The sequence below is a fragment of the Sphingomonas sp. LT1P40 genome, from assembly GCF_036663835.1.
Classification (GTDB): domain Bacteria; phylum Pseudomonadota; class Alphaproteobacteria; order Sphingomonadales; family Sphingomonadaceae; genus Sphingomonas.
The window spans coordinates 43559-61935 of sequence record NZ_JAXOJT010000001.1; the positions used below are offsets into that span (position 1 = coordinate 43559).

An 18377-nucleotide genomic window follows, 5' to 3' on the forward strand; every position below is an offset into this window, starting at 1 on the left:
CAATGTACGAACCCTTTCCCGGAAATTACGTCTGGAATCTCGGCGTCAACATCTGCCTGTGCATGGGTGCCAGCATGGGCGAGATCGACAAGGCGAACGACAAGGTCCGCGCCATCGCACAGGAGGGTGAGGACAAGGGCACCGAGGCGTTCTTCGAAAGCTGGGGCGCGATGGCCGACAATCTGGTCGCGCTGGGCGAGGAATGCGAAGCGGCAGGCGACGGACCGGGCGCGTCGGAGAAATATCTGCGCGCCACCGCTTATTATATGACGGCGGAGCGGATGCAGAGCCGCGACTATGCGCCGCGCCAGCAAATGTATCGGACCATGCTCGACACGATGAACCGCGCGGTCGCAACCGGCGGGCTGGACTGCGAGCGGGTCGAAATCCCCTATGAAGGGACCAGCTATCCCGCCTTGTTCGTGCGTGGGCATGGCGACGGCCCGCGCCCGACGATGATATTCTGCAACGGCCTCGATAGCGTGAAGGAGATGATCTACCTCTCGACCCGCGATACCTTCGCGGTGCGCGGCATATCCGTGTTGATGGTCGATCAGCCTGGCGTGGGCGAAGCGCTGCGGCTCAAGGGGCTGCACGCCATCCCCGACAGCGAACGCTGGGCCGGCGCGGCGGTCGACTGGCTGGAGGGCCGCGCCCATGTCGATGCCGACCGGATCGGGATGATGGGCTGGTCGCTGGGCGGCTATTACGCGCCGCGCGCGACATGCTATGAACCGCGCTTCAAGCTGTGCGTGTCATGGGGTGCCAACCATAATTGGGGCGAGCTTCAGGCGCGGCGCATGCAGCGCGAGGGCGATCGCCCGGTGCCGCATTATTGGGACCATGTGATGTGGGTATGGGGGCATAACGATATCGACGCCTTCATGGCCTTTACCCCGGTCGTGACGCTGGAAGGGCATATGGACCGCATGACCGTCCCCTATCTCATCACCCACGGCGCGAACGACCGGCAGATCCCGCGCGAATATGCCCATCAAAGCCACGATCAGGCGGTCAACAGCCCCGATTGCGAACTGAAATTCTTCACCGAGCGCGAGGGCGGGGTGGAGCATTGCAGCGCCGACAATATGGAGCCGGTCAAAAGCTATATCGCGCATTGGGTGGCGAAACGGTTCGAGGGGATGGGATGACATTGATCCGGCACGGGCGCGGTCCCAATCCGCTAAAGGGCTTTCAGGTCGATCCGGCGGCGATCCGGCGGATCGGACAGGATCTGCAACGCCCCGAATGCATCCTGGCCGAGCGTGACGGCACGTTATGGGCGGCCGATGCGCGCGGCGGGGTGATGCGGATCGCGCCGGATCGCAGCCAGCAACTGATTGTGCAGGCGGCCGATCCGCATTTCGACGCTTCGCCCGACAGCCTGTTGACCGGCACGCTGCCCAATGGCCTGGCCTTTGCCGCCAATGGCGACCTGTTGATCGCCAATTTCGGGACCGACCGGCTGGAGCGGATGACGCGCAGCGGTGAAACCCGCGTGCTGCTGGACCGCATCGACGGCAGGCCGCCGGGCAAGGTCAATTTCGTTCTGCGCGACAGCCGCGACCGGCTGTGGGTGACGATCTCGACGATGATCAATCCGTGGAGCGATGCGATCAATTCGACGCTGGCGGACGGCTATGTGGTGCTGATCGACGAACGCGGCGCGCGCATCGTCGCCGACGGATTCCACTTCACCAACGAAGTCCGGCTCGATGCGGCGGAGGAATGGCTCTACGTCGCCGAGACCACCGCGAAACGGGTGACGCGGCTGCGCGTCCAGCCCGACGGATCGCTCACCGACCGCGAAGTCTATGGCCCCGCCAGCCTGGGCGCGGGGCTGATCGACGGCATCGCGTTCGACGCCTATGGCAATTTGTGGGCGACGATGATCTTCGCCGACCGGCTGGTCGCAATCACCCCCGATGGCGACTTGCTCGAACTGATGAACGATGGCGATACTCAGGCAACGGCGCGGTTCGAGGCGATCTTCGCCACCGGCGCGAACGTGCCGTTCGACATCAGCATGGCATGCGGCGGCCCGACCTGCACCTGGCTGGCCAGTGTCACCTTCGGCGGGCCTGACCTCGGCACGGTCTATCTGGGCGGATTGCGGAGCACATCGATTCCCTATTTCCAAAGCCCGGTCCCCGGACTGGCCATGTCACACTGGGATCGTAAAAGGGCCTGAGCGCCGACACGCCACCGCAATATCGCCAGCAGGGCTTCGGCGGGCGAACACAATCGACCGTTTGACTTGGTGACCCCTACGGGAATCGAACCCGTGCTTCAGCCGTGAAAGGGCCGCGTCCTAACCGCTAGACGAAGGGGCCATGAAGGCGAGCGCGCGCACTAGGCAAAGCGGGGCGGACGGTCAAGGGGCTGGATGCCCTCAATTCACCCAGGCCGCGTCATCGACATGGATTTCCGCCGCCGGTCGTGCGCCCCAGTCGTCGATCTTGGCGCGGCCCGCGATCCACAGCTTGCGGTCGCGCGGCGCGCCGAGCAGCGCCATGCCCAGTGCGTTGTCGGCGGCGCGGAACGCCATTGCCTTGATGCTGCGACCGTCGTCGCCCGCCACGATCGCGCGGACATGGCCATTACCGACGATGTCGCATTTGATGACGCGCACCGGCCCCGCCACCACGCGCGGCGCGGGCCAGCCCATGCCATAGGGGCCGCCCGCCTCCATCGCATTGACCAGATCGGGATTGACCCCGCCGGGTGCCAGCAGCGCGTCGAGCAGCAGCGCCCGGTCGCTCGATGCGTGCGCGACCTTATCGGCCAGCTTGGCCTCCAGATAGGCGGTGAACTCGGCGATCCTGTCCTCGGCCACGGTCACGCCCGCCGCCATCGCATGCCCGCCGCCCGCGATCAGCAGCCCCGCTTCCTTCGCCGACAGGATCGCGCCGCCCAGATCGACACCGGGGATCGAACGGCCCGATCCCTTGCCGATGCCGTCCTCGCCGATCGCAATGACGATCGCTGGACGGCCCAGTTTTTCCTTCAGCCGCCCCGCGACGATGCCGATCACGCCGGGATGCCAGCCGCGCGCCGCGACCACTGCGACCGCGCCGGTGGTTTCCATCACTTCCGCCGATTGCTGGACCTTGGTCTCGATCGCGCGGCGTTCCTCGTTCAGCCGGTTGAGTTCCTCGGCGATCGTGCGCGCTTCGTCCATGTCGTCGGTGGTCAGCAGCCGCACGCCCAGATCGGACTTGCCGACGCGACCTCCGGCATTGATCCGCGGCCCCAGCGCAAAGCCCAGATCGGTCGCGGTGGGCGCACGGGTCAGGCGACTGGCCTCGATCAGCGCGTTCATGCCGATATTGCGGCGCTGGCCCATGACCTTCAGCCCCTGTGCCACGAACGCACGGTTCAGCCCTTTGAGCGAGGCGACATCGGCGACGGTGCCAAGCGCGACCAGATCGAGCAGGTCGAGCAGCTTCGGCTCCGCCCGGCTGGCGAAAAAACCGCGTGCCCGCAACGTCCGCACCAAAGCCGCGCCGAGCAGCCAGGCGACGCCCACCGCCGCCAGATGCCCGTGCGCCGCGCCTTCATCCTCGTCGAGCCGGTTGGGGTTTACCAGCGCCAGCGCCACCGGCAGCGCGGACACGCATTTATGATGATCGACCACGATCACATCGGCATCCACCGCGCGCGCCTGTTCCAGCGCGTCGAACGCCTGTGCCCCGCAATCGACGGTAACGATCAGATCGGCACCCTCACGCTTCAGCCGCACCAGCGCCTCGCCCGAGGGGCCGTATCCCTCCATCAGTCGGTCCGGAATATACGCACGTGGGTTCAGCCCCAGATCGCGCAACAGCCGCACCAGCAGCGCCGCCGACGTCGCGCCATCGACGTCATAATCGCCGCACACCGTCACCGCCTCGCCGCGCGTCACCGCATCGGCCAGCCGCTCGGCTGCCTTGTCCATATCGCGGAAGATCGAAGGATCGGGCATGAAGGCGCGGATGCTGGGGTTGCGATGCGCCTCCAGATCTTCGCGCGAACAACCGCGCGTCAACAGCAGTTGCGTCACCAGATCGTCGGGTGAGTAACCCGGATCGCGCGCATCCGCCGCCAGCCCGCGCCACCGCCACGGCTGACCCAGGATCGAGCATTGGATATTCAGAACGGCACTCAAATCAGTCTTCCAATATCTTGCTGTGCGTGCGCGTATCCCGCATCCGCAGATACGTCACCAGCGACACCGCGATCATCGCCGTCACATACCAGTAAAAGCCCCGCTCCATCCCGGCATCCTTGAACCACAGCGCTACATAAGGCGCGGTCCCGCCAAAGATCGCATTCGCCAGCGCATAGGGTAACGCCACGCCCAGCGTGCGGATATGCGCCGGGAACATCTCCGCCTTCACCACCGCGTTGATCGAGGTATAGCCGGTGACGATCACCAGCGCGCCGGTCATGATGAGGAACGCGACGAACGGGCTTTGCACGGTTTCCAGCGCGGTAAAGATCGGCCAGGTCAGCGTGACCCCCAGCACCCCGAACCCGATCATCAGCGGCTTGCGCCCGATCCGGTCGGACAGCGCGCCGGCCAGCGGCTGAATGCACATGAACACGAACAGCGCCGCCGCGCTGATCTGGGTCGAAACCTGTTTGCTGAAATCGCCGGTGCCGCTGAGGAAGGTGAGCAGGTAAACCGAATAGGCATAGAAGGCGAGCGTGCCCCCGGCCGTCAGCAGCATCACCACCACCGCCTCGCGCGGGTGCTGGCGGATCAGCGCGCCAAAGCTGGAGCGATGTTCGGTGGCGGTGCTGCGGTTGGCGAAGCTCTCGGTCTCCGGCAGATTGCGACGCAGCCAGAATACGCCGATCGCAAGGACGCCGCCGATAAAAAACGGGATGCGCCAGCCCCAGTCGGTCAGCGTCGCCTCACTCATCGTCGATTGCAGGAGCAACAGCACGGCGAGCGAGATCAACTGGCCCGAGATCAACGTCACATATTGAAAGCTGGAGAAGAAACCACGCCGCTTCTTGCCCGCCATTTCGGACAAATAGGTCGCACTCGCCCCATATTCGCCGCCGACCGACAAACCCTGCATCAGCCGCGCGACGACCAGCGACACCGTCGCCCAGCCGCCGATGCTGTCATAGCCCGGCGTCACCGCGATCAGCATCGATCCGCCGCACATCAACGTCACCGACAGCGTCAGCCCGGCCTTGCGTCCGTGCCGGTCGCCGTAAATCCCCATGAGCCACGCCCCGATCGGGCGCATGAAGAAACCGACGGCAAAGATCGCCCACACGTTCAGCGTCTGCGCGACGGAATCGCCCTTGGGAAAGAAATGCGGGGCGAGATAGGCGGTGAAGGCGGCATAGGCGTACCAGTCATACCATTCGACCAGATTGCCCGCCGACCCGCCGAAAATCGACTTCAGCCGGGTCCGCGTCCGCGTCGCGTCATCGTTCATGCCCAGTCCCTCGGTGAATGCGTGAGCCCGAACAGCCGCCGTCCCGCGCGAATGCCGCCGCGCGCGACATAGGACAAAGCCGATCCTCGCCGGTCGCCATCGCGGGCGCGATCCTCGGGATTGCTCAATTTCTGCCCCATCTCGGCCAGCTTGTAGCGCAGTCCGCGCCGCAACAGAAAGTGCGATGCGATGACGGGCGCGGGCAGCCACAGCGCATGGCGATGCTCCGCGCTTTCATAATCGCCCGCCATCGACGCCAGACCGACCTTTGCCAGCCAGCGATTGACGGCCGAGCGTTTCAGCGTCCGCGACAGCGCCGCCGGCAAATTCAGCCCAAGCAGTCGTTCGCCCAGCAGCAAGGCCTGCGCCGAACAACGCCCTACCCCCAGCGCGACTGCATGGCCGTGCAGCGCTTCGACCCCCTCCGGCGCGCGCGTCACCAGCGCAGATATGTCCGCCAGCCATTTCAGCCGCGCCCAGCCATGCCACGCGCCGTGCGCGGTCAGATAGGCGTAGAGATCCGGCCCGTTCAGCGTCTCCACCGTCGCGCCGCTGGCCAACGCAACCGCCTGTCGGGGTGACGCCACACCCACCCCCGGCAACAACGCCGCCGTCTCTAGCAGCCGCGCGTGCAGCTCGACCATCACCCCGCGCTCATGATGCACCCACGCGCTTTCCTTGGCCGTCGCCAGCCATGCGCGAAACTGCGCCGCGCCCAGCTCCGGTGCCGGCCGGATGCGGACATAGCCCAGCTCGGCCAGTGCCGCCGCCGCCGCTTCCAGCCGCTCGGGCGCGACGAGCAGGTCGATGTCGATCGATTGCTTCACCGCCAGCGTGCCATAGGCCAGCATCGCCAGGCTCGCGCCCTTGACCATCAGCGGGCGTTCGCCCTCCACCGTCAGCGCACGGTCGAGCCGCAACGTCTCCGCCGCCAGTTTCAAATTTTCCTGCGCGGTGCCGCTCGCCTCCGCCGCCAGCAATGCCGCAAACGGCGTCGGCGCGGCGATCCCCGCCCGCCGCAATCCGTCCGCGATCAGTGCGCAGACCCGCTGCCGTTTGCCGATTGCGATCAAGCGCGCCCAGTCGATGTCCTTAGCGGCGCTGGCTACGGCATGCTCGCGTGCCGGGGAGGGCGGCCAGCGACAGCATGCGGCGGCGAGCGCGAATGCCGGACTTACTTTCCCGCTGGTTGTCCCCGAAACGTTCATCGGCGCTACCCATAACCGCTTGCTCCGCAATCGAAAGCGCGCAATGTTCTGGGTTCCGATTTCGCCGGGGTGGGGGCGTATGCGTTTATTGAAGTTGCTGACCTCCTATCGTTGCGTGCGTGGGCATCATGCGCGCAGCCGCAGCCGCGCGCACAAGGTTGAGGGGCATTGGGAAAGCGTCTGCCGCAATTGCGGCACGCCGATGCTGCGGCTGCGCAAGCATCGCTGGGTGGTGCGGCCCAGCAACTGGTCGCCGGGCGACCCCGCACCCTGATTCGCGGTCCTACCTTTTAGGGCGTGCCGATATTCAGCTTGCAGCCCCGCATGGGCTTAATGCGGTCCGCCTTAGAACGACCCCGGCACTTCGCGCTGTGCCGTCGTCGGACGCTGTGGCATCAGCAATTCGCGCGTCGTCCCCTTTGCCGCCGTCGCGCCGATCGCAGTGCAGCTGCGCCCGGCCAGGAAATCCAGCGCGCGGCGCGTCGAGGCCTCCGCCGGATCGCCCAGTGGCTTGCTGATATCGTCCGATGCCTGGCAGGTCGCACCCATGAAGGGGGCAAGGCCGTCATAATAGGCGCCTTGATGATCCCGATTCTCTAGCGCGAACGCGATCACGCGCAACCGGTCGTCGCACGCCGACTGGTCGAGCGCGATCTGCCCCACCGGCTTGCCATAAGTGTTGGTGCCGACCAGCGCCGAGTTCGCGCCCAGATACGGGATGAAGGTGTTCATCACCAGCTCGCTCGCCGATGCCGAACCGCCGGTGCCGATGAACGCGATTCGCGTCGGCGTGATCGACTGCGGCTGCGGGGCGAAGGTGGTCGTCTCGTTGTTCGACGCTTTTGACGCGCGGAAGGTGGTGTAGCTGGCGACTTGCGCGCTCGTTTTGTCGCGTCCCAGCAAATTGTTCATCAGGTCAGCGACCGACACCAGCCCGCCGCCATTATAGCGCAGATCGATGATGACCTCGGTAATGCCCTGCGACCTGAAATTGGCAAAGGCGTTGCGCAGCGGCGTTTCCGCGGTCGTGATGAAGGTGCGCAGGTTGATATAGCCGACCTTGCGTCCGGCATCGTCGATCACCTTTGCGCCGTAACGCGACGATACCGGGGTCAGCTCGTAATCGGCCATCGCCACCGTAACCGTGCGCGTGCCCGCCGCATCGCGGATCTGGAACGCCCGCGTCAGGCCGACGGCGGAGCTGCCCAGCGCGGCATTGAGGCCTGCGCTGCCCTCGGCCGACAGGATCGCGCTGACGTTGCGCAGTGAAGCGCTGCTGTTGCCGATCGCCAGAATTTCGGTCCCGCGATCGATGCCGGCGGCCAGCGCGGGCGCGCCCTCGAACGCTTCGGTGATGAACAGCCGGCCCGAACTGTCGAGGCCCAGGCGGAATCCGAAGCCGGCGCTGGAGCCCGACGAATAATAAGCATTCTCTTCGGCGATCGAGGTGATGTAGGTGAAATAACGGTCCTTGCGCTGTGCCCGCGCGGTCGCGGTCAGCGCGTCGATATAGTCGTCCACCGTGGAATAGGACGCCGGGTTCAGGCCGGTCGGCAGCGTCTCGGGGAACAGATACCATTCGTTCATCCGCGCCGCGACCCAGTCCTGCCGCGAACGCAGCGAACAGGTGCCGGTTGGAGTCGGCGTGGATGTGCCGCCGCCCGCGCTCGGTCCGCCGCCCGATCCTCCGCTGACCGATCCGGACCCGCCACCGCCGCCACAGGCGGAAAGCATGGCGAGGGTTGCGGTCAGCGCCGTCATGCGGCGAATGATGGTTTTGGATACGCGCTTCATTTCAACACCTTACGCCTTTTTTTCGGCCCCGTCAGCCAAAAACACACGGCGCTTGACACCGTCCTGTGGTATCTTCGCCACTTGGCGCTGAAACTCAAGCAATAGTCGCAATCGATACCGCCTCCTGCCCTTGTCTTTCCACCCATCCCTTGCTAGTGGCGCGTCCCAACGCCCGGGGCTCATGCTTCGGCGATCCCTGTTCTATTGAATACGATTCGGAGTTGAGACGGACTTATGCAGATCATCGTTCGCGACAATAATGTCGACCAGGCGCTGCGGGCGCTCAAGAAGAAGCTGCAGCGTGAGGGCGTCTATCGCGAGATGAAGCTTCGCCGGCATTACGAAAAGCCGAGCGAGAAGCGCGCCCGTGAGCGTGCCGCTGCCGTTCGCCGCGCCCGCAAGCTGGAGCGCAAGCGCATGGAGCGCGACGGCGCCAAATAGGCTTCGTCGACTCGCCGTCCGCGCAGTTGCGTGGATGGCTTGACCTTTGTGACTTTTCGCCGCGTCGTGCTGCGGCCACCCGGGATAGCTGATCCATGTCGACCGTGACCGCCGTGCCGATTCCGCTGACGAAGCGCAGCTATCTGGCCTGGATCTGGGTCGGCATCGTCGTGGCGATTGCCGCTGCGGTCGCGCTGGCATGGTTCGGCACCGCGAAGGTCGTCGCCGAAAAGGGTGACGCGGCCAGCTATCTGGCATGGAACAAGGGTCAGTCGGGCGTCACCGAGACGGCATCGGGTCTTCAGATCCAGACGATCAAGGAAGGGCAGGGCGCCAGCCCGACCGACGCCGACGTCGCGCTGGTGATGTATAAGGGCACGCTGCGCGATGGCACCGTGTTCGACGCCAGCCAGCAGCCGACCCCGCTGCCCGTCGCGGGCATGATCCCCGGTTTCACCGAAGCGTTGAAGCTGATGAAGAAGGGCGGCGAGTACCGCATCTGGATCAAGCCCGAACTGGGCTATGGTGCTGAGGCGCGCCGCGACCAGCAGGGCCGCGAGGTCATTCCCGCCAATTCGCTGCTCGTGTTCAACGTCAGCCTGCTCGAATTCCTGCCGCAAAGCGTTTATCAGCAGATGATGCAGCAGCAGCAAATGGGTGGCGCACCGGGTGGCCCGCCCCCGGGTGGCGCGCCACCGCCGCCCCAAGGTCGCTGATCGAGCGCCGCTAACCTTCCGGGAATATCCCGCAACTCCGGTTGCGCGCGGCGCACTTGCGGCACGATTGCAAAAAGCGCACTAGCCCGCCGCGAGAGCCTTTCGGCTTGCGGAGAGTAAGGTGTTCGACGCTTTCGATCCCATCGTCCTGGCGCGAATCCAGTTCGCGTTCACGGTCAGCTTCCACTTCATCTTCCCGGCCTTTTCGATCGGGCTGGCCAGCTATCTGATGGTGCTTGAGGGGCTGTGGCTGAAGACCGGCCGCGAGCTTTACCTCGACCTGTTCCGCTACTGGATCAAGATTTTCGCCGTCACTTTTGCGATGGGTGTCGTCTCCGGCATCGTCATGTCTTATCAATTCGGCACCAACTGGTCGGTTTTCTCCGACAAGACCGGGCCGATCCTGGGGCCGCTGATGGCCTATGAGGTCCTCACCGCCTTCTTCCTCGAAGCCGGCTTCCTCGGCGTCATGCTGTTCGGGATGAAGAAGGTGGGCAAAAAGCTTCACTTCGCCGCCACCTGCATGGTCGCGGTCGGCACCTTCATCTCCTCCTTCTGGATTCTCAGCGTCAACAGCTGGATGCAGACGCCCGTAGGTTATGCCATCAACGCCGCCGGGCAGTTCATCCCCGCCGCCCCGTGGTGGGACATCGTGTTCAACCCCAGCTTCCCTTATCGCCTCGTCCACACCGTCATCGCCGCTTACCTCACCACCAGCCTCGTCGTCGGCGCGGTCGGCGCGTGGCATCTGCTCAAGGACAAGACCGACGCACACGCGCGAAAAATGTTCAGCATGGCGATGTGGATGGCGGCGATCGTCGCACCCATCCAGATCTTCGTCGGCGACCTGCATGGCCTCAACACGCTGGAGCATCAGCCGCAAAAGGTGATGGCGATGGAGGGGCATTATGACAGCCACCCCGACGGCGCGCCGCTGATCCTGTTCGGCATTCCCAATTCCGCCGAGAAGCGCGTCGATTACAAGATCGAGATTCCCAAGGCATCGTCGCTAATCCTGAAGCATGACGCCAACGCCCCGCTCGCCGGTCTCGACACCATCCCCGATACCGACGAGCCCCCGGTCGGCATCGTTTTCTGGTCGTTCCGCATCATGGTCGGCATGGGGATGCTGATGCTCGCGCTGGGCCTGTTCAGCCTGTTCGCGCGCGTTCGCGGCAAGCTCTACGACTGGCCACTGCTCCACCGCGCCGCGCTGGTGATGGGGCCATCGGGGTTCGTCGCAGTGCTGGCGGGCTGGGTGACGACCGAGGTCGGGCGGCAACCCTTCACCGTGTATAATTTGCTGCGCACCGTCGACAGCGCCTCGCCGCTGGCCGCGCCTGCGGTCGGCGCGTCGCTGGTGGCGTTTGTGGTCGTCTATTTCGCGGTATTCGGTTTCGGCACCTGGTACATCCTTAAGCTGATGCAGAAGGGCGCACAGCCGCACGAGCCGGAAATCACCGATGACGCGCCGATCCGCACGGCGGGCATCACGCCGGGACCGGCGCAGAAGGGGGACGAGCTGTGACCCCCGACCTGACCCTCGCCACGATCTGGGCGTTCCTGATCGCGTTCGCCGTGTTCGCCTATGTCGTGATGGACGGATTCGACCTCGGCATTGGCATCCTGTTCCCGGTATTCGACGTGGGGGACGAGCGCGACAAGGCGATGAACTCGATCGCGCCGGTGTGGGACGGCAACGAAACCTGGCTGGTGCTGGGCGGCGGCGGGCTGATGGCGGCATTCCCGCTGGCTTATGCCGTCATCCTCCCCGCGCTCTATCCGCCGATCATCGCGATGCTGCTGGCGCTGGTGTTCCGCGGCGTGGCGTTCGAGTTTCGCTGGCGCGATCCGGGTCACCGGCGTTGGTGGGATCTGGCCTTTACCGGCGGATCGTTCATGGCCGCGCTCTCGCAGGGCATCATTCTTGGGGCGTTGCTACAGGGGATCACGGTATCGGGCCGCGCCTATGCCGGCGGTTGGCTCGACTGGCTGACCCCGTTCACCCTGCTCACCGGTGTCAGTGTCGTCGCGGGCTATGGCCTGCTGGGTGCGACCTGGCTGATCTGGAAAACCGACGGGCGCGGACAGGACCATGCCTATCGCCTCGCCGGCTGGTTCGGCCTCGCCACCCTTGTCGCCATCGCCGCTGTCAGCGCCGCGACCCCGTTCCTGTCGCATGGCTACTGGCAACGCTGGTTCGAGTTCCCGAACGTGCTGGCGACCGCACAGGTGCCGCTGCTCACCGCGATCATCGCGTTCGCCTTCTATCGCTCGCTGAAGAAGCGGCGGGAGGCGCGCCCGTTCTTCCTCGCGCTCGGCCTGTTCCTGATGGGCTTCGTCGGCTTGGGCGTCAGCATGTGGCCCTATGTCATCCCGCCCAGCGTCACGATCATGGACGCCGCCGCGCCATCCGCCAGTCAGGGGTTCATGCTGATCGGCGCGGGTATCCTGATCCCGATCATCCTCGCCTACACCGTCTTCTCCTACTGGGTGTTCCGCGGCAAGGTCGGCACGGACGGCTATCATTGATGACCGACGCCCCCGGCCCCTTGTGGAAACGCCTCGTCTGGCTGGTGGCGATCTGGACGGCTAGCGTCGCCATTTTGGGACTCGTCGCGATGATCATCCGTTTCTGGCTGTCGTAACCGTTGTTTCCCCAGGCGCGTTCGACTAGTGCCGCGCACGATCAAAGCGGGGGATTCGCCGGAAATGAAGGGCATTATTCTGGCGGGGGGCAGCGGGACGCGCCTTTATCCGGCGACGCTGGCGATCTCGAAGCAGCTGCTGCCGGTGTTCGACAAGCCGATGATCTATTATCCGCTGTCGGTGCTGATGCTGGCTGGGATTCGCGAAATCCTGATCATCTCCACGCCGCGCGATTTGCCGATGTTCGAATCGCTGCTGGGCGACGGGTCCGACTTCGGCGTCAGCTTCAGCTATGCGGTTCAGCCGCAGCCCAACGGTCTGGCCGAAGCCTTCATCATCGGTGCGGATTTCGTCGGCAACGGCCCCAGCGCGTTGATCCTGGGCGACAACATCTATCATGGCGACAAGATGGGCGACAAATGCCGCGCCGCCGCCGATGAAGCCGCGAAGGGCGGGGCCAATGTCTTTGCCTATCATGTCGACGATCCCGAGCGGTACGGCGTCGTGTCGTTCGACCCCGAAACGGGCCGCGCCACCAGCGTCGAGGAAAAACCTGCCAAACCCCAGTCCAACTGGGCGATCACCGGTCTGTATTTCTATGACAAGGACGTGGTCGATATCGCAAAATCGATTGCGCCCTCAGCGCGCGGCGAGCTGGAAATCACCGACGTCAACCGCGTCTATATGGATCGCGGTGACCTCCACATCACCCGGCTGGGGCGCGGCTATGCCTGGCTCGACACCGGCACGCATGAGAGCCTGCACGAAGCGGGGGCGTTCGTCCGCACGATCGAGCATCGCACGGGTATCAAGATCGCCTGTCCGGAGGAGATCGCGCTGGAACTGGGCTGGCTCGACGGCGAGGCCGTGCTCAAACGCGCCGCCAGCCTGGGCAAGACCGGCTATGCCGATTACCTCAAGAAGCGCGTGGCGAGCCTCGCATGACCCAGTTTAATCGTCTCGCCATCCCGGAAGTGATCGAGGTGATCCCGCCCAAGTTCGGCGATCATCGCGGCTTCTTTTCCGAAGTGTTCAAGCAATCCGCCTTTGTCGCGGAGGGCATCGACATTGGCTGGATTCAGGACAATCACAGCCACTCCGCGCCCGCCGGCACGATCCGCGGCTGTCATTTTCAGGTTCCCCCGACCGCGCAGGACAAGCTGGTCCGCGTGCTGAAGGGGGCCGTTTACGACGTCGCGATCGACATCCGCAAAGGCTCGCCCAGCTATGGCAAATGGGTTGGCTGCGAATTGTCGGCGGAGAAGTGGAATCAGTTGCTGGTGCCCAAGGGGTTCGCGCACGTCTTCATGACGCTCGTCCCCCATACCGAGGTGATGTACAAGGTCAGCGCGCCTTGGTCGAAAGACGATGAGCGCGCGATCCGCTGGGACGATCCCGCGCTCGGCATCGACTGGCCCGATCTCGGCCCGGTGACCATTACCGACAAGGATCGCGACGCGCCGTTGCTCGCCGATTACGATTCCCCGTTCATCTACGAAGGCTGATCGCCCCATGCAGACCGTCCTCGTCACCGGCGGCGCCGGGTTCATCGGCTCGGCGGTGGTGCGCCATCTGGTCCGCAAGGGCGTGCGCGTCATCAATCTCGACCTGCTCACCTATGCCGGTAATCCGGCCAGCCTGAAGCCAATCGAGAATGCGCCCAACCACCGCTTCGTGCAGGGGGATATCGCCGACGTGCCGCTGATCCTGTCGCTGCTGCGTGAGGAGCAGGTCGATGGCATCATGCACCTTGCCGCCGAAAGCCATGTCGACCGCTCGATCGATGGCCCGGCCGCGTTCGTCGAGACCAATGTCGTCGGCACCTTCCGCATCCTCTCCGCCGCGCTCGATTATTGGCGTGGGCTGGAGGGGGCGAAGAAGGATGCGTTCCGCTTCCATCATATCTCGACCGACGAAGTGTTCGGCGACCTGCCGTTCGACAGCGGCATCTTCACCGAGGAGACGCCCTATTCGCCGTCCTCGCCCTATTCGGCATCGAAGGCGGCGAGCGACCATTTCGTCCGCGCGTGGCACGATACCTATGGCCTGCCGGTGGTGCTCTCGAACTGCTCGAACAACTACGGGCCGTATCATTTCCCGGAAAAGCTGATCCCGCTCGTCATTCTCAATGCGCTCGAGGGCAAGCCGCTGCCGGTCTATGGCGCGGGCGAGAATGTCCGCGACTGGCTGTATGTCGATGACCATGCCAAGGCGCTGGAGCTGGTGCTGACCAAGGGCGTCGTCGGCGAAAGCTATAATGTCGGCGGGCGCAACGAGCGGACGAACCTGCAAGTGGTCGAGACGATCTGCGACACGCTCGACGCGCGCGTGCCGCTGGCCGACGGCCGCAAACGGCGCGAACTGATCACCTTCGTCACCGACCGCCCCGGCCATGACCGCCGCTATGCGATCGACGCGAGCAAGATCGAGCGTGAATTGGGGTGGAAGGCGGAGGAAAGCTTCGACACCGGACTCGCCCGCACTGTGGACTGGTATCTCGACAATCGCTGGTGGTGGGAGCCGATCCGGTCGGGCAGCTATGCCGGTGAGCGGTTGGGCAAAAGCGCATGAAAATCCTCGTCACCGGGCGCGACGGACAGGTCGCACAGAGCCTTGCCGAGCGGCATGGCGGGCATGAGCTGATCTTCGTCGGTCGCCCCGATCTCGATCTGGCGGACGCCGCCTCGATCGAGCGTGTCGTCGCGGCGGTGAACCCCGAACTGGTGATCTCCGCCGCCGCCTACACTGCGGTGGACAAGGCCGAGGACGAACCCGACCTCGCGATGGCGGTGAACGGGGAGGGGCCGGGCGTCCTCGCCCGCGCCGCCGCGCGGATTAGCGCACCGGTGATCCACCTTTCGACCGACTATGTCTTCGACGGCGGTCTCGACCGCCCGTGGCGCGAGGACGACGCCGTCGCCCCGCTCGGCGTCTATGGCCGCACCAAGCTGGCGGGCGAGGAAGCGGTTGCGGCGTCGGGCGCAGCTCACGCGATCCTGCGTACCGCCTGGGTCTATGGCCCGTTCGGCGCGAATTTCGTCAAGACGATGCTGCGGCTGGCGGCGGACCGCGATACGCTGAACGTCGTCGAGGACCAGATCGGTTGCCCCACATCATCGCTCGACATCGCCGACGGGATCAGTGCCGTAATCGCGGCGTGGCAACGCGATCCGGCGCATGGCGCGAACGCCGTCTATCACTTCGCCGGGGCGGGAGAAACGAGTTGGGCCGATTTCGCCCGCGCGATCTTCGCCGAAAGCGTGGGCCGGGGCGGGCCGGGTGCGGCGGTGACCGGCATCCCTGCCAGCGCCTATCCGACTCGCGCCGTCAGACCTGCTAACTCGCGTCTGGACTGCACGCGCTTCGCCAGCGTTTTCAATCATTCCACGCCGCTATGGCAGCAATCCCTTTCGGAAACCGTGGCGCGACTGGTCTGATATTTCGTCCCATTTTGAACACGGCTGGGACAAGGGTTCCAGTGCGTGAGACATGGGCGATAGCCGTAACATCCTGTAACTGATTGTTCCGCCGTCAGATTTGGTTAGATGCGGCGCGCTATTCTGCTGCGTAACCCGCTGGACTTCGCACATGCGAAAGGAGTATGGGGCCAACGCCCGGCATCGCCAGTAAATAGCGAGTCGGCTGCTCAGGCGTCAGGATAAAGCTAAAATCTTTCCGCAATCGCGGACAGAAGGGGTTCGGATGCTGATGGTTCGTGAAACGGTGGCGACGCAGGTGCAGGGAACTGTGTTTTCGTCCTTCCGTGTTCAGGCTCTGGCCGGACTGGTCGTCGCCGTGCTGCTGCCGGCGGCGATCCGCTACGGCACGTTCCAGTTTAGTGATATTACCGGGCTGGACACCTCGATGATCGCGGCGGCCGCGGCTTATCTTGTTGGCCTGTTTCTGATGCGTCGGGTGCTGATGTTCCCGGGGACGCGCAGCTTCGAGCTGATCCTCCCGTCCTTCAGCACATCCTTTGCGATTGCTCTTGCCACGCTCTTCGCGCTTCGCCTTGAATATCAGCGCATTTATTTCACCTCGACCTTCCTGCTGGCGGTCGGCATCACGTTCCTCATCAGCTTTTATGTGGAACGCCGGACCACGCGGCGTTTCTATACGATCCCCAACACCGATGTCGGTGAATTGCGACAGGTGCCGGGCATCGAATGGTGCACGCTGAGCGACCCCAATCTACCGGCCAATCGCAACGCGCAGATTGTCGCCGACCTGCATTATGACCACCCACCCGAATGGGAACGTTTGCTGGCCGAAGCGGCGGTGGCGGGGCATCCGGTCTATCACATCAAACAGCTGACCGAATCGCTCACCGGCTGCGTCAGCATGGAGCATTTGTCCGAAAACAGCTTCGGCTCGCTGATGCCGAACCTCGCCTATCGCAAGGTCAAGCGGCTTGCCGATATCGTCGGCTGTATTCTGCTGACCCCGATCCTGATCGGGCCGATGCTGCTGATCGCGCTGGCGATCCGGCTGGATTCAAAGGGGTCGGTGATCTTTCGGCAGGAACGGATGGGTTTCCGCGGACATCCTTTCATGATGTACAAATTTCGCACGATGCGGCCCCGGCCGGCATTCGAGTGCGAGGAGGCGTCACGGCAGGACGCGATGACCCAGGCCGACGATGCGCGGATCACGCGGATCGGCCGGTTCCTGCGCCGCACCCGGCTCGACGAGCTGCCGCAGTTCGTCAACGTGCTGCGTGGCGAGATGAGCTGGATCGGCCCGCGTCCGGAGGCGGTGCCGCTGTCGCGCTGGTACGAGGCGGAAATTCCGTTCTACTTCTATCGCCATATCGTGCGTCCGGGCATCAGCGGCTGGGCCCAGGTCAATCAGGGCCATGTCGCCGACCTTGAGGCTGTGAACCTCAAGCTCAATTATGATTTCTATTACATCAAGAACTTCTCGGCCTCGCTCGACATCCTAATCGTGCTGCGCACGCTTAGGACGGTGCTCACCGGCTTCGGGTCGAAATAGGGCAATTCGTTTTTAACGGGCGTGCGGACGCGGCTTGATCGCGCTTCGTCGCTCGACTACCGCGCGCATGCGCTCAACCGGGTCCGCACTGCCGGATCGATCCAAGAATTTCAGGGGCTATTCTCGCGATGCTGAACAACAAGTCGATCCTGATAACCGGCGGCACGGGCTCGTTCGGCAAGGCGTTCGTGAAAACGGTGCTGGAGCGCTACCCGGATGTGAAGCGCGTGGTCATCTATTCGCGCGACGAGCTCAAGCAGTTCGAGATGGCGCAGCAATTCCCGGAGAGCAAATATCCGGGCATCCGTTATTTCATCGGCGACGTGCGCGATGAGCCCCGGCTGCGCCGCGCGCTGGAAGGGGTGGACGTCGTGATCCACGCCGCCGCACTGAAGCAGGTGCCGGCGGCTGAATACAACCCGTTCGAGTGCATCAAGACCAACATTCTGGGTGCGCAGAATTTGATCGAGGCCTGCCTCGACAGCAAGATCGAGCGTCTCGTCGCGCTGTCGACCGACAAGGCCGCGGCTCCGATCAACCTGTACGGTGCGACCAAGCTCGCCTCCGACAAGCTGTTCGTCGCGGCCAACCGTATCCAGGGTTCGCGCGGCATCCGTTTCAGCGTCGTTCGCTACGGCAATGTCATGGGCAGCCGCGGATCGGTGATCCCGTTCTTCATGGATCGCAAGGACAGCGGCACGCTGCCGATCACCGACCATGAAATGACCCGCTTCAACATCTCGCTGCAGGAGGGGGTCGATATGGTCCTCTGGTCGCTCGAAAATGCGCTGGGCGGCGAGATTCTGGTACCGAAGATCCCGTCCTATCGCATCGGCGACGTCGCCACCGCGATCGCACCCGACGCGAAACAGGAAGTGGTCGGCATCCGTCCGGGCGAGAAGATCCACGAGGAAATGATTACCTCGTCGGACAGCCTGAACACCGTCGATCTCGGCGATTATTACGCGATCCTGCCGTCGGCGGGCGCATACAGCGTCGAGGAATATTGCACCAGGCAGGGCGGCAAGCCGGTCGAGCCTGGCTTTGCCTATAACAGCGGCACCAACCCCGATTTCCTGAACGTCGAACAGCTGCGCGAGCTGATCGACCGCCATGTCATCGGTCAGAAGGTCGACTGA

At 64.3% G+C, this 18377-nt stretch carries 18 protein-coding genes and 1 tRNA gene; 14 read left to right on the top strand and 5 right to left on the bottom strand.

Going from position 1 to position 18377, the window contains the following annotated elements:
- Nucleotides 1-2: 2 nt before the first annotated feature.
- Together U1702_RS00165 and U1702_RS00170 are read left to right on the top strand one after the other, a co-directional pair.
- Entirely contained in the window at nucleotides 3-1151 is a 1149-nt protein-coding gene (locus U1702_RS00165) for an alpha/beta hydrolase family protein (protein ID WP_332721218.1), read from the top strand.
- Nucleotides 1148-2191 (top strand): SMP-30/gluconolactonase/LRE family protein, encoded by a 1044-nt coding sequence (locus U1702_RS00170; protein ID WP_332721219.1) that lies wholly within the window; start codon nucleotides 1148-1150, stop codon nucleotides 2189-2191. The genes U1702_RS00165 and U1702_RS00170 overlap by 4 nt, the downstream gene beginning before the upstream one ends.
- 67 nt (nucleotides 2192-2258) lie before the next feature.
- On the opposite strand, the gene U1702_RS00175 is transcribed toward U1702_RS00170, so the two are convergent.
- The 4 genes from U1702_RS00175 to U1702_RS00190 all read right to left on the bottom strand — a co-directional run bounded on the left by U1702_RS00175 (nucleotide 2259) and on the right by U1702_RS00190 (nucleotide 6646).
- Nucleotides 2259-2333 (bottom strand) — tRNA-Glu (locus U1702_RS00175).
- Between the two features lie 59 nt (nucleotides 2334-2392).
- On the bottom strand, nucleotides 2393-4147 hold the full coding sequence (gene recJ / locus U1702_RS00180; RefSeq protein ID WP_332721220.1) for a single-stranded-DNA-specific exonuclease RecJ: 1755 nt from the start codon (nucleotides 4145-4147) through the stop codon (nucleotides 2393-2395).
- A gap of 1 nt (nucleotide 4148) precedes the next feature.
- Nucleotides 4149-5438, bottom strand: coding sequence for an MFS transporter (locus U1702_RS00185; protein ID WP_332721221.1), 1290 nt, complete (start codon nucleotides 5436-5438; stop codon nucleotides 4149-4151).
- Nucleotides 5435-6646, bottom strand: coding sequence for a nucleotidyltransferase family protein (locus U1702_RS00190; RefSeq protein ID WP_332721222.1), 1212 nt, complete (start codon nucleotides 6644-6646; stop codon nucleotides 5435-5437). The genes U1702_RS00185 and U1702_RS00190 overlap by 4 nt, the downstream gene beginning before the upstream one ends.
- 88 nt (nucleotides 6647-6734) lie before the next feature.
- On the opposite strand from U1702_RS00190, the gene U1702_RS00195 reads away from it, so the two are divergent.
- Nucleotides 6735-6920, top strand: coding sequence for a hypothetical protein (locus tag U1702_RS00195; protein ID WP_332721223.1), 186 nt, complete (start codon nucleotides 6735-6737; stop codon nucleotides 6918-6920).
- A 71-nt stretch (nucleotides 6921-6991) separates the two neighbouring features.
- Here U1702_RS00195 and U1702_RS00200 read toward each other — a convergent pair whose 3' ends face one another.
- On the bottom strand, nucleotides 6992-8440 hold the full coding sequence (locus U1702_RS00200; RefSeq protein WP_332721224.1) for a S41 family peptidase: 1449 nt from the start codon (nucleotides 8438-8440) through the stop codon (nucleotides 6992-6994).
- 234 nt (nucleotides 8441-8674) lie between these two features.
- On the opposite strand from U1702_RS00200, the gene rpsU reads away from it, so the two are divergent.
- The 11 genes from rpsU to pseB all read left to right on the top strand — a co-directional run bounded on the left by rpsU (nucleotide 8675) and on the right by pseB (nucleotide 18377).
- A complete protein-coding gene (gene rpsU, locus U1702_RS00205) occupies nucleotides 8675-8881 on the top strand; it encodes a 30S ribosomal protein S21 (protein ID WP_056428702.1) in 207 nt (68 codons plus the stop codon).
- A gap of 95 nt (nucleotides 8882-8976) precedes the next feature.
- A complete protein-coding gene (locus U1702_RS00210) occupies nucleotides 8977-9597 on the top strand; it encodes an FKBP-type peptidyl-prolyl cis-trans isomerase (RefSeq protein ID WP_332721225.1) in 621 nt (206 codons plus the stop codon).
- 121 nt (nucleotides 9598-9718) lie between these two features.
- Nucleotides 9719-11125, top strand: a complete 1407-nt coding sequence (locus U1702_RS00215) for a cytochrome ubiquinol oxidase subunit I (protein WP_332721226.1) — start codon at nucleotides 9719-9721, stop codon at nucleotides 11123-11125.
- Nucleotides 11126-11193: 68 nt separating this feature from the next.
- The gene (gene cydB, locus U1702_RS00220) at nucleotides 11194-12129 is read left to right on the top strand and encodes a cytochrome d ubiquinol oxidase subunit II (protein WP_443026821.1); all 936 of its coding nucleotides are present in this window, start codon (nucleotides 11194-11196) and stop codon (nucleotides 12127-12129) included.
- Nucleotides 12129-12245, top strand: coding sequence for a DUF2474 family protein (locus U1702_RS00225; RefSeq protein ID WP_332721228.1), 117 nt, complete (start codon nucleotides 12129-12131; stop codon nucleotides 12243-12245). The genes cydB and U1702_RS00225 overlap by 1 nt, the downstream gene beginning before the upstream one ends.
- A 64-nt stretch (nucleotides 12246-12309) precedes the next feature.
- The gene (gene rfbA, locus U1702_RS00230) at nucleotides 12310-13191 is read left to right on the top strand and encodes a glucose-1-phosphate thymidylyltransferase RfbA (protein WP_332721229.1); all 882 of its coding nucleotides are present in this window, start codon (nucleotides 12310-12312) and stop codon (nucleotides 13189-13191) included.
- Nucleotides 13188-13751, top strand: coding sequence for a dTDP-4-dehydrorhamnose 3,5-epimerase (gene rfbC, locus U1702_RS00235; RefSeq protein ID WP_332721230.1), 564 nt, complete (start codon nucleotides 13188-13190; stop codon nucleotides 13749-13751). The genes rfbA and rfbC overlap by 4 nt, the downstream gene beginning before the upstream one ends.
- Nucleotides 13752-13758: 7 nt before the next feature.
- Nucleotides 13759-14817, top strand: a complete 1059-nt coding sequence (gene rfbB / locus U1702_RS00240) for a dTDP-glucose 4,6-dehydratase (RefSeq protein ID WP_332721231.1) — start codon at nucleotides 13759-13761, stop codon at nucleotides 14815-14817.
- On the top strand, nucleotides 14814-15683 hold the full coding sequence (gene rfbD, locus U1702_RS00245; RefSeq protein ID WP_332721232.1) for a dTDP-4-dehydrorhamnose reductase: 870 nt from the start codon (nucleotides 14814-14816) through the stop codon (nucleotides 15681-15683). The genes rfbB and rfbD overlap by 4 nt, the downstream gene beginning before the upstream one ends.
- Before the next feature lie 271 nt (nucleotides 15684-15954).
- Complete coding sequence (locus tag U1702_RS00250; RefSeq protein WP_332721233.1) at nucleotides 15955-17238, top strand: sugar transferase; 1284 nt, start codon at nucleotides 15955-15957, stop codon at nucleotides 17236-17238.
- A gap of 128 nt (nucleotides 17239-17366) precedes the next feature.
- Nucleotides 17367-18377, top strand: a complete 1011-nt coding sequence (gene pseB, locus U1702_RS00255; RefSeq protein WP_332721234.1) for a UDP-N-acetylglucosamine 4,6-dehydratase (inverting) — start codon at nucleotides 17367-17369, stop codon at nucleotides 18375-18377.

Bases quoted from the DNA above. Each gene is read 5' to 3' on its own strand.
- U1702_RS00190 (WP_332721222.1), bottom strand. From the start codon at position 6,646: ATGAACGTTTCGGGGACAACCAGCGGGAAAGTAAGTCCGGCATTCGCG.
- cydB (WP_443026821.1), top strand. From the start codon at position 11,194: ATGGACGGATTCGACCTCGGCATTGGCATCCTGTTCCCGGTATTCGAC.
- rfbD (WP_332721232.1), top strand. From the start codon at position 14,814: ATGAAAATCCTCGTCACCGGGCGCGACGGACAGGTCGCACAGAGCCTT.
- rfbB (WP_332721231.1), top strand. From the start codon at position 13,759: ATGCAGACCGTCCTCGTCACCGGCGGCGCCGGGTTCATCGGCTCGGCG.
- rfbC (WP_332721230.1), top strand. From the start codon at position 13,188: ATGACCCAGTTTAATCGTCTCGCCATCCCGGAAGTGATCGAGGTGATC.
- U1702_RS00250 (WP_332721233.1), top strand. From the start codon at position 15,955: ATGGTTCGTGAAACGGTGGCGACGCAGGTGCAGGGAACTGTGTTTTCG.
- pseB (WP_332721234.1), top strand. From the start codon at position 17,367: ATGCTGAACAACAAGTCGATCCTGATAACCGGCGGCACGGGCTCGTTC.
- U1702_RS00185 (WP_332721221.1), bottom strand. From the start codon at position 5,438: ATGAACGATGACGCGACGCGGACGCGGACCCGGCTGAAGTCGATTTTC.
- U1702_RS00200 (WP_332721224.1), bottom strand. From the start codon at position 8,440: ATGAAGCGCGTATCCAAAACCATCATTCGCCGCATGACGGCGCTGACC.
- U1702_RS00170 (WP_332721219.1), top strand. From the start codon at position 1,148: ATGACATTGATCCGGCACGGGCGCGGTCCCAATCCGCTAAAGGGCTTT.
- U1702_RS00210 (WP_332721225.1), top strand. From the start codon at position 8,977: ATGTCGACCGTGACCGCCGTGCCGATTCCGCTGACGAAGCGCAGCTAT.
- rfbA (WP_332721229.1), top strand. From the start codon at position 12,310: ATGAAGGGCATTATTCTGGCGGGGGGCAGCGGGACGCGCCTTTATCCG.
- rpsU (WP_056428702.1), top strand. From the start codon at position 8,675: ATGCAGATCATCGTTCGCGACAATAATGTCGACCAGGCGCTGCGGGCG.
- U1702_RS00165 (WP_332721218.1), top strand. From the start codon at position 3: ATGTACGAACCCTTTCCCGGAAATTACGTCTGGAATCTCGGCGTCAAC.
- U1702_RS00225 (WP_332721228.1), top strand. From the start codon at position 12,129: ATGACCGACGCCCCCGGCCCCTTGTGGAAACGCCTCGTCTGGCTGGTG.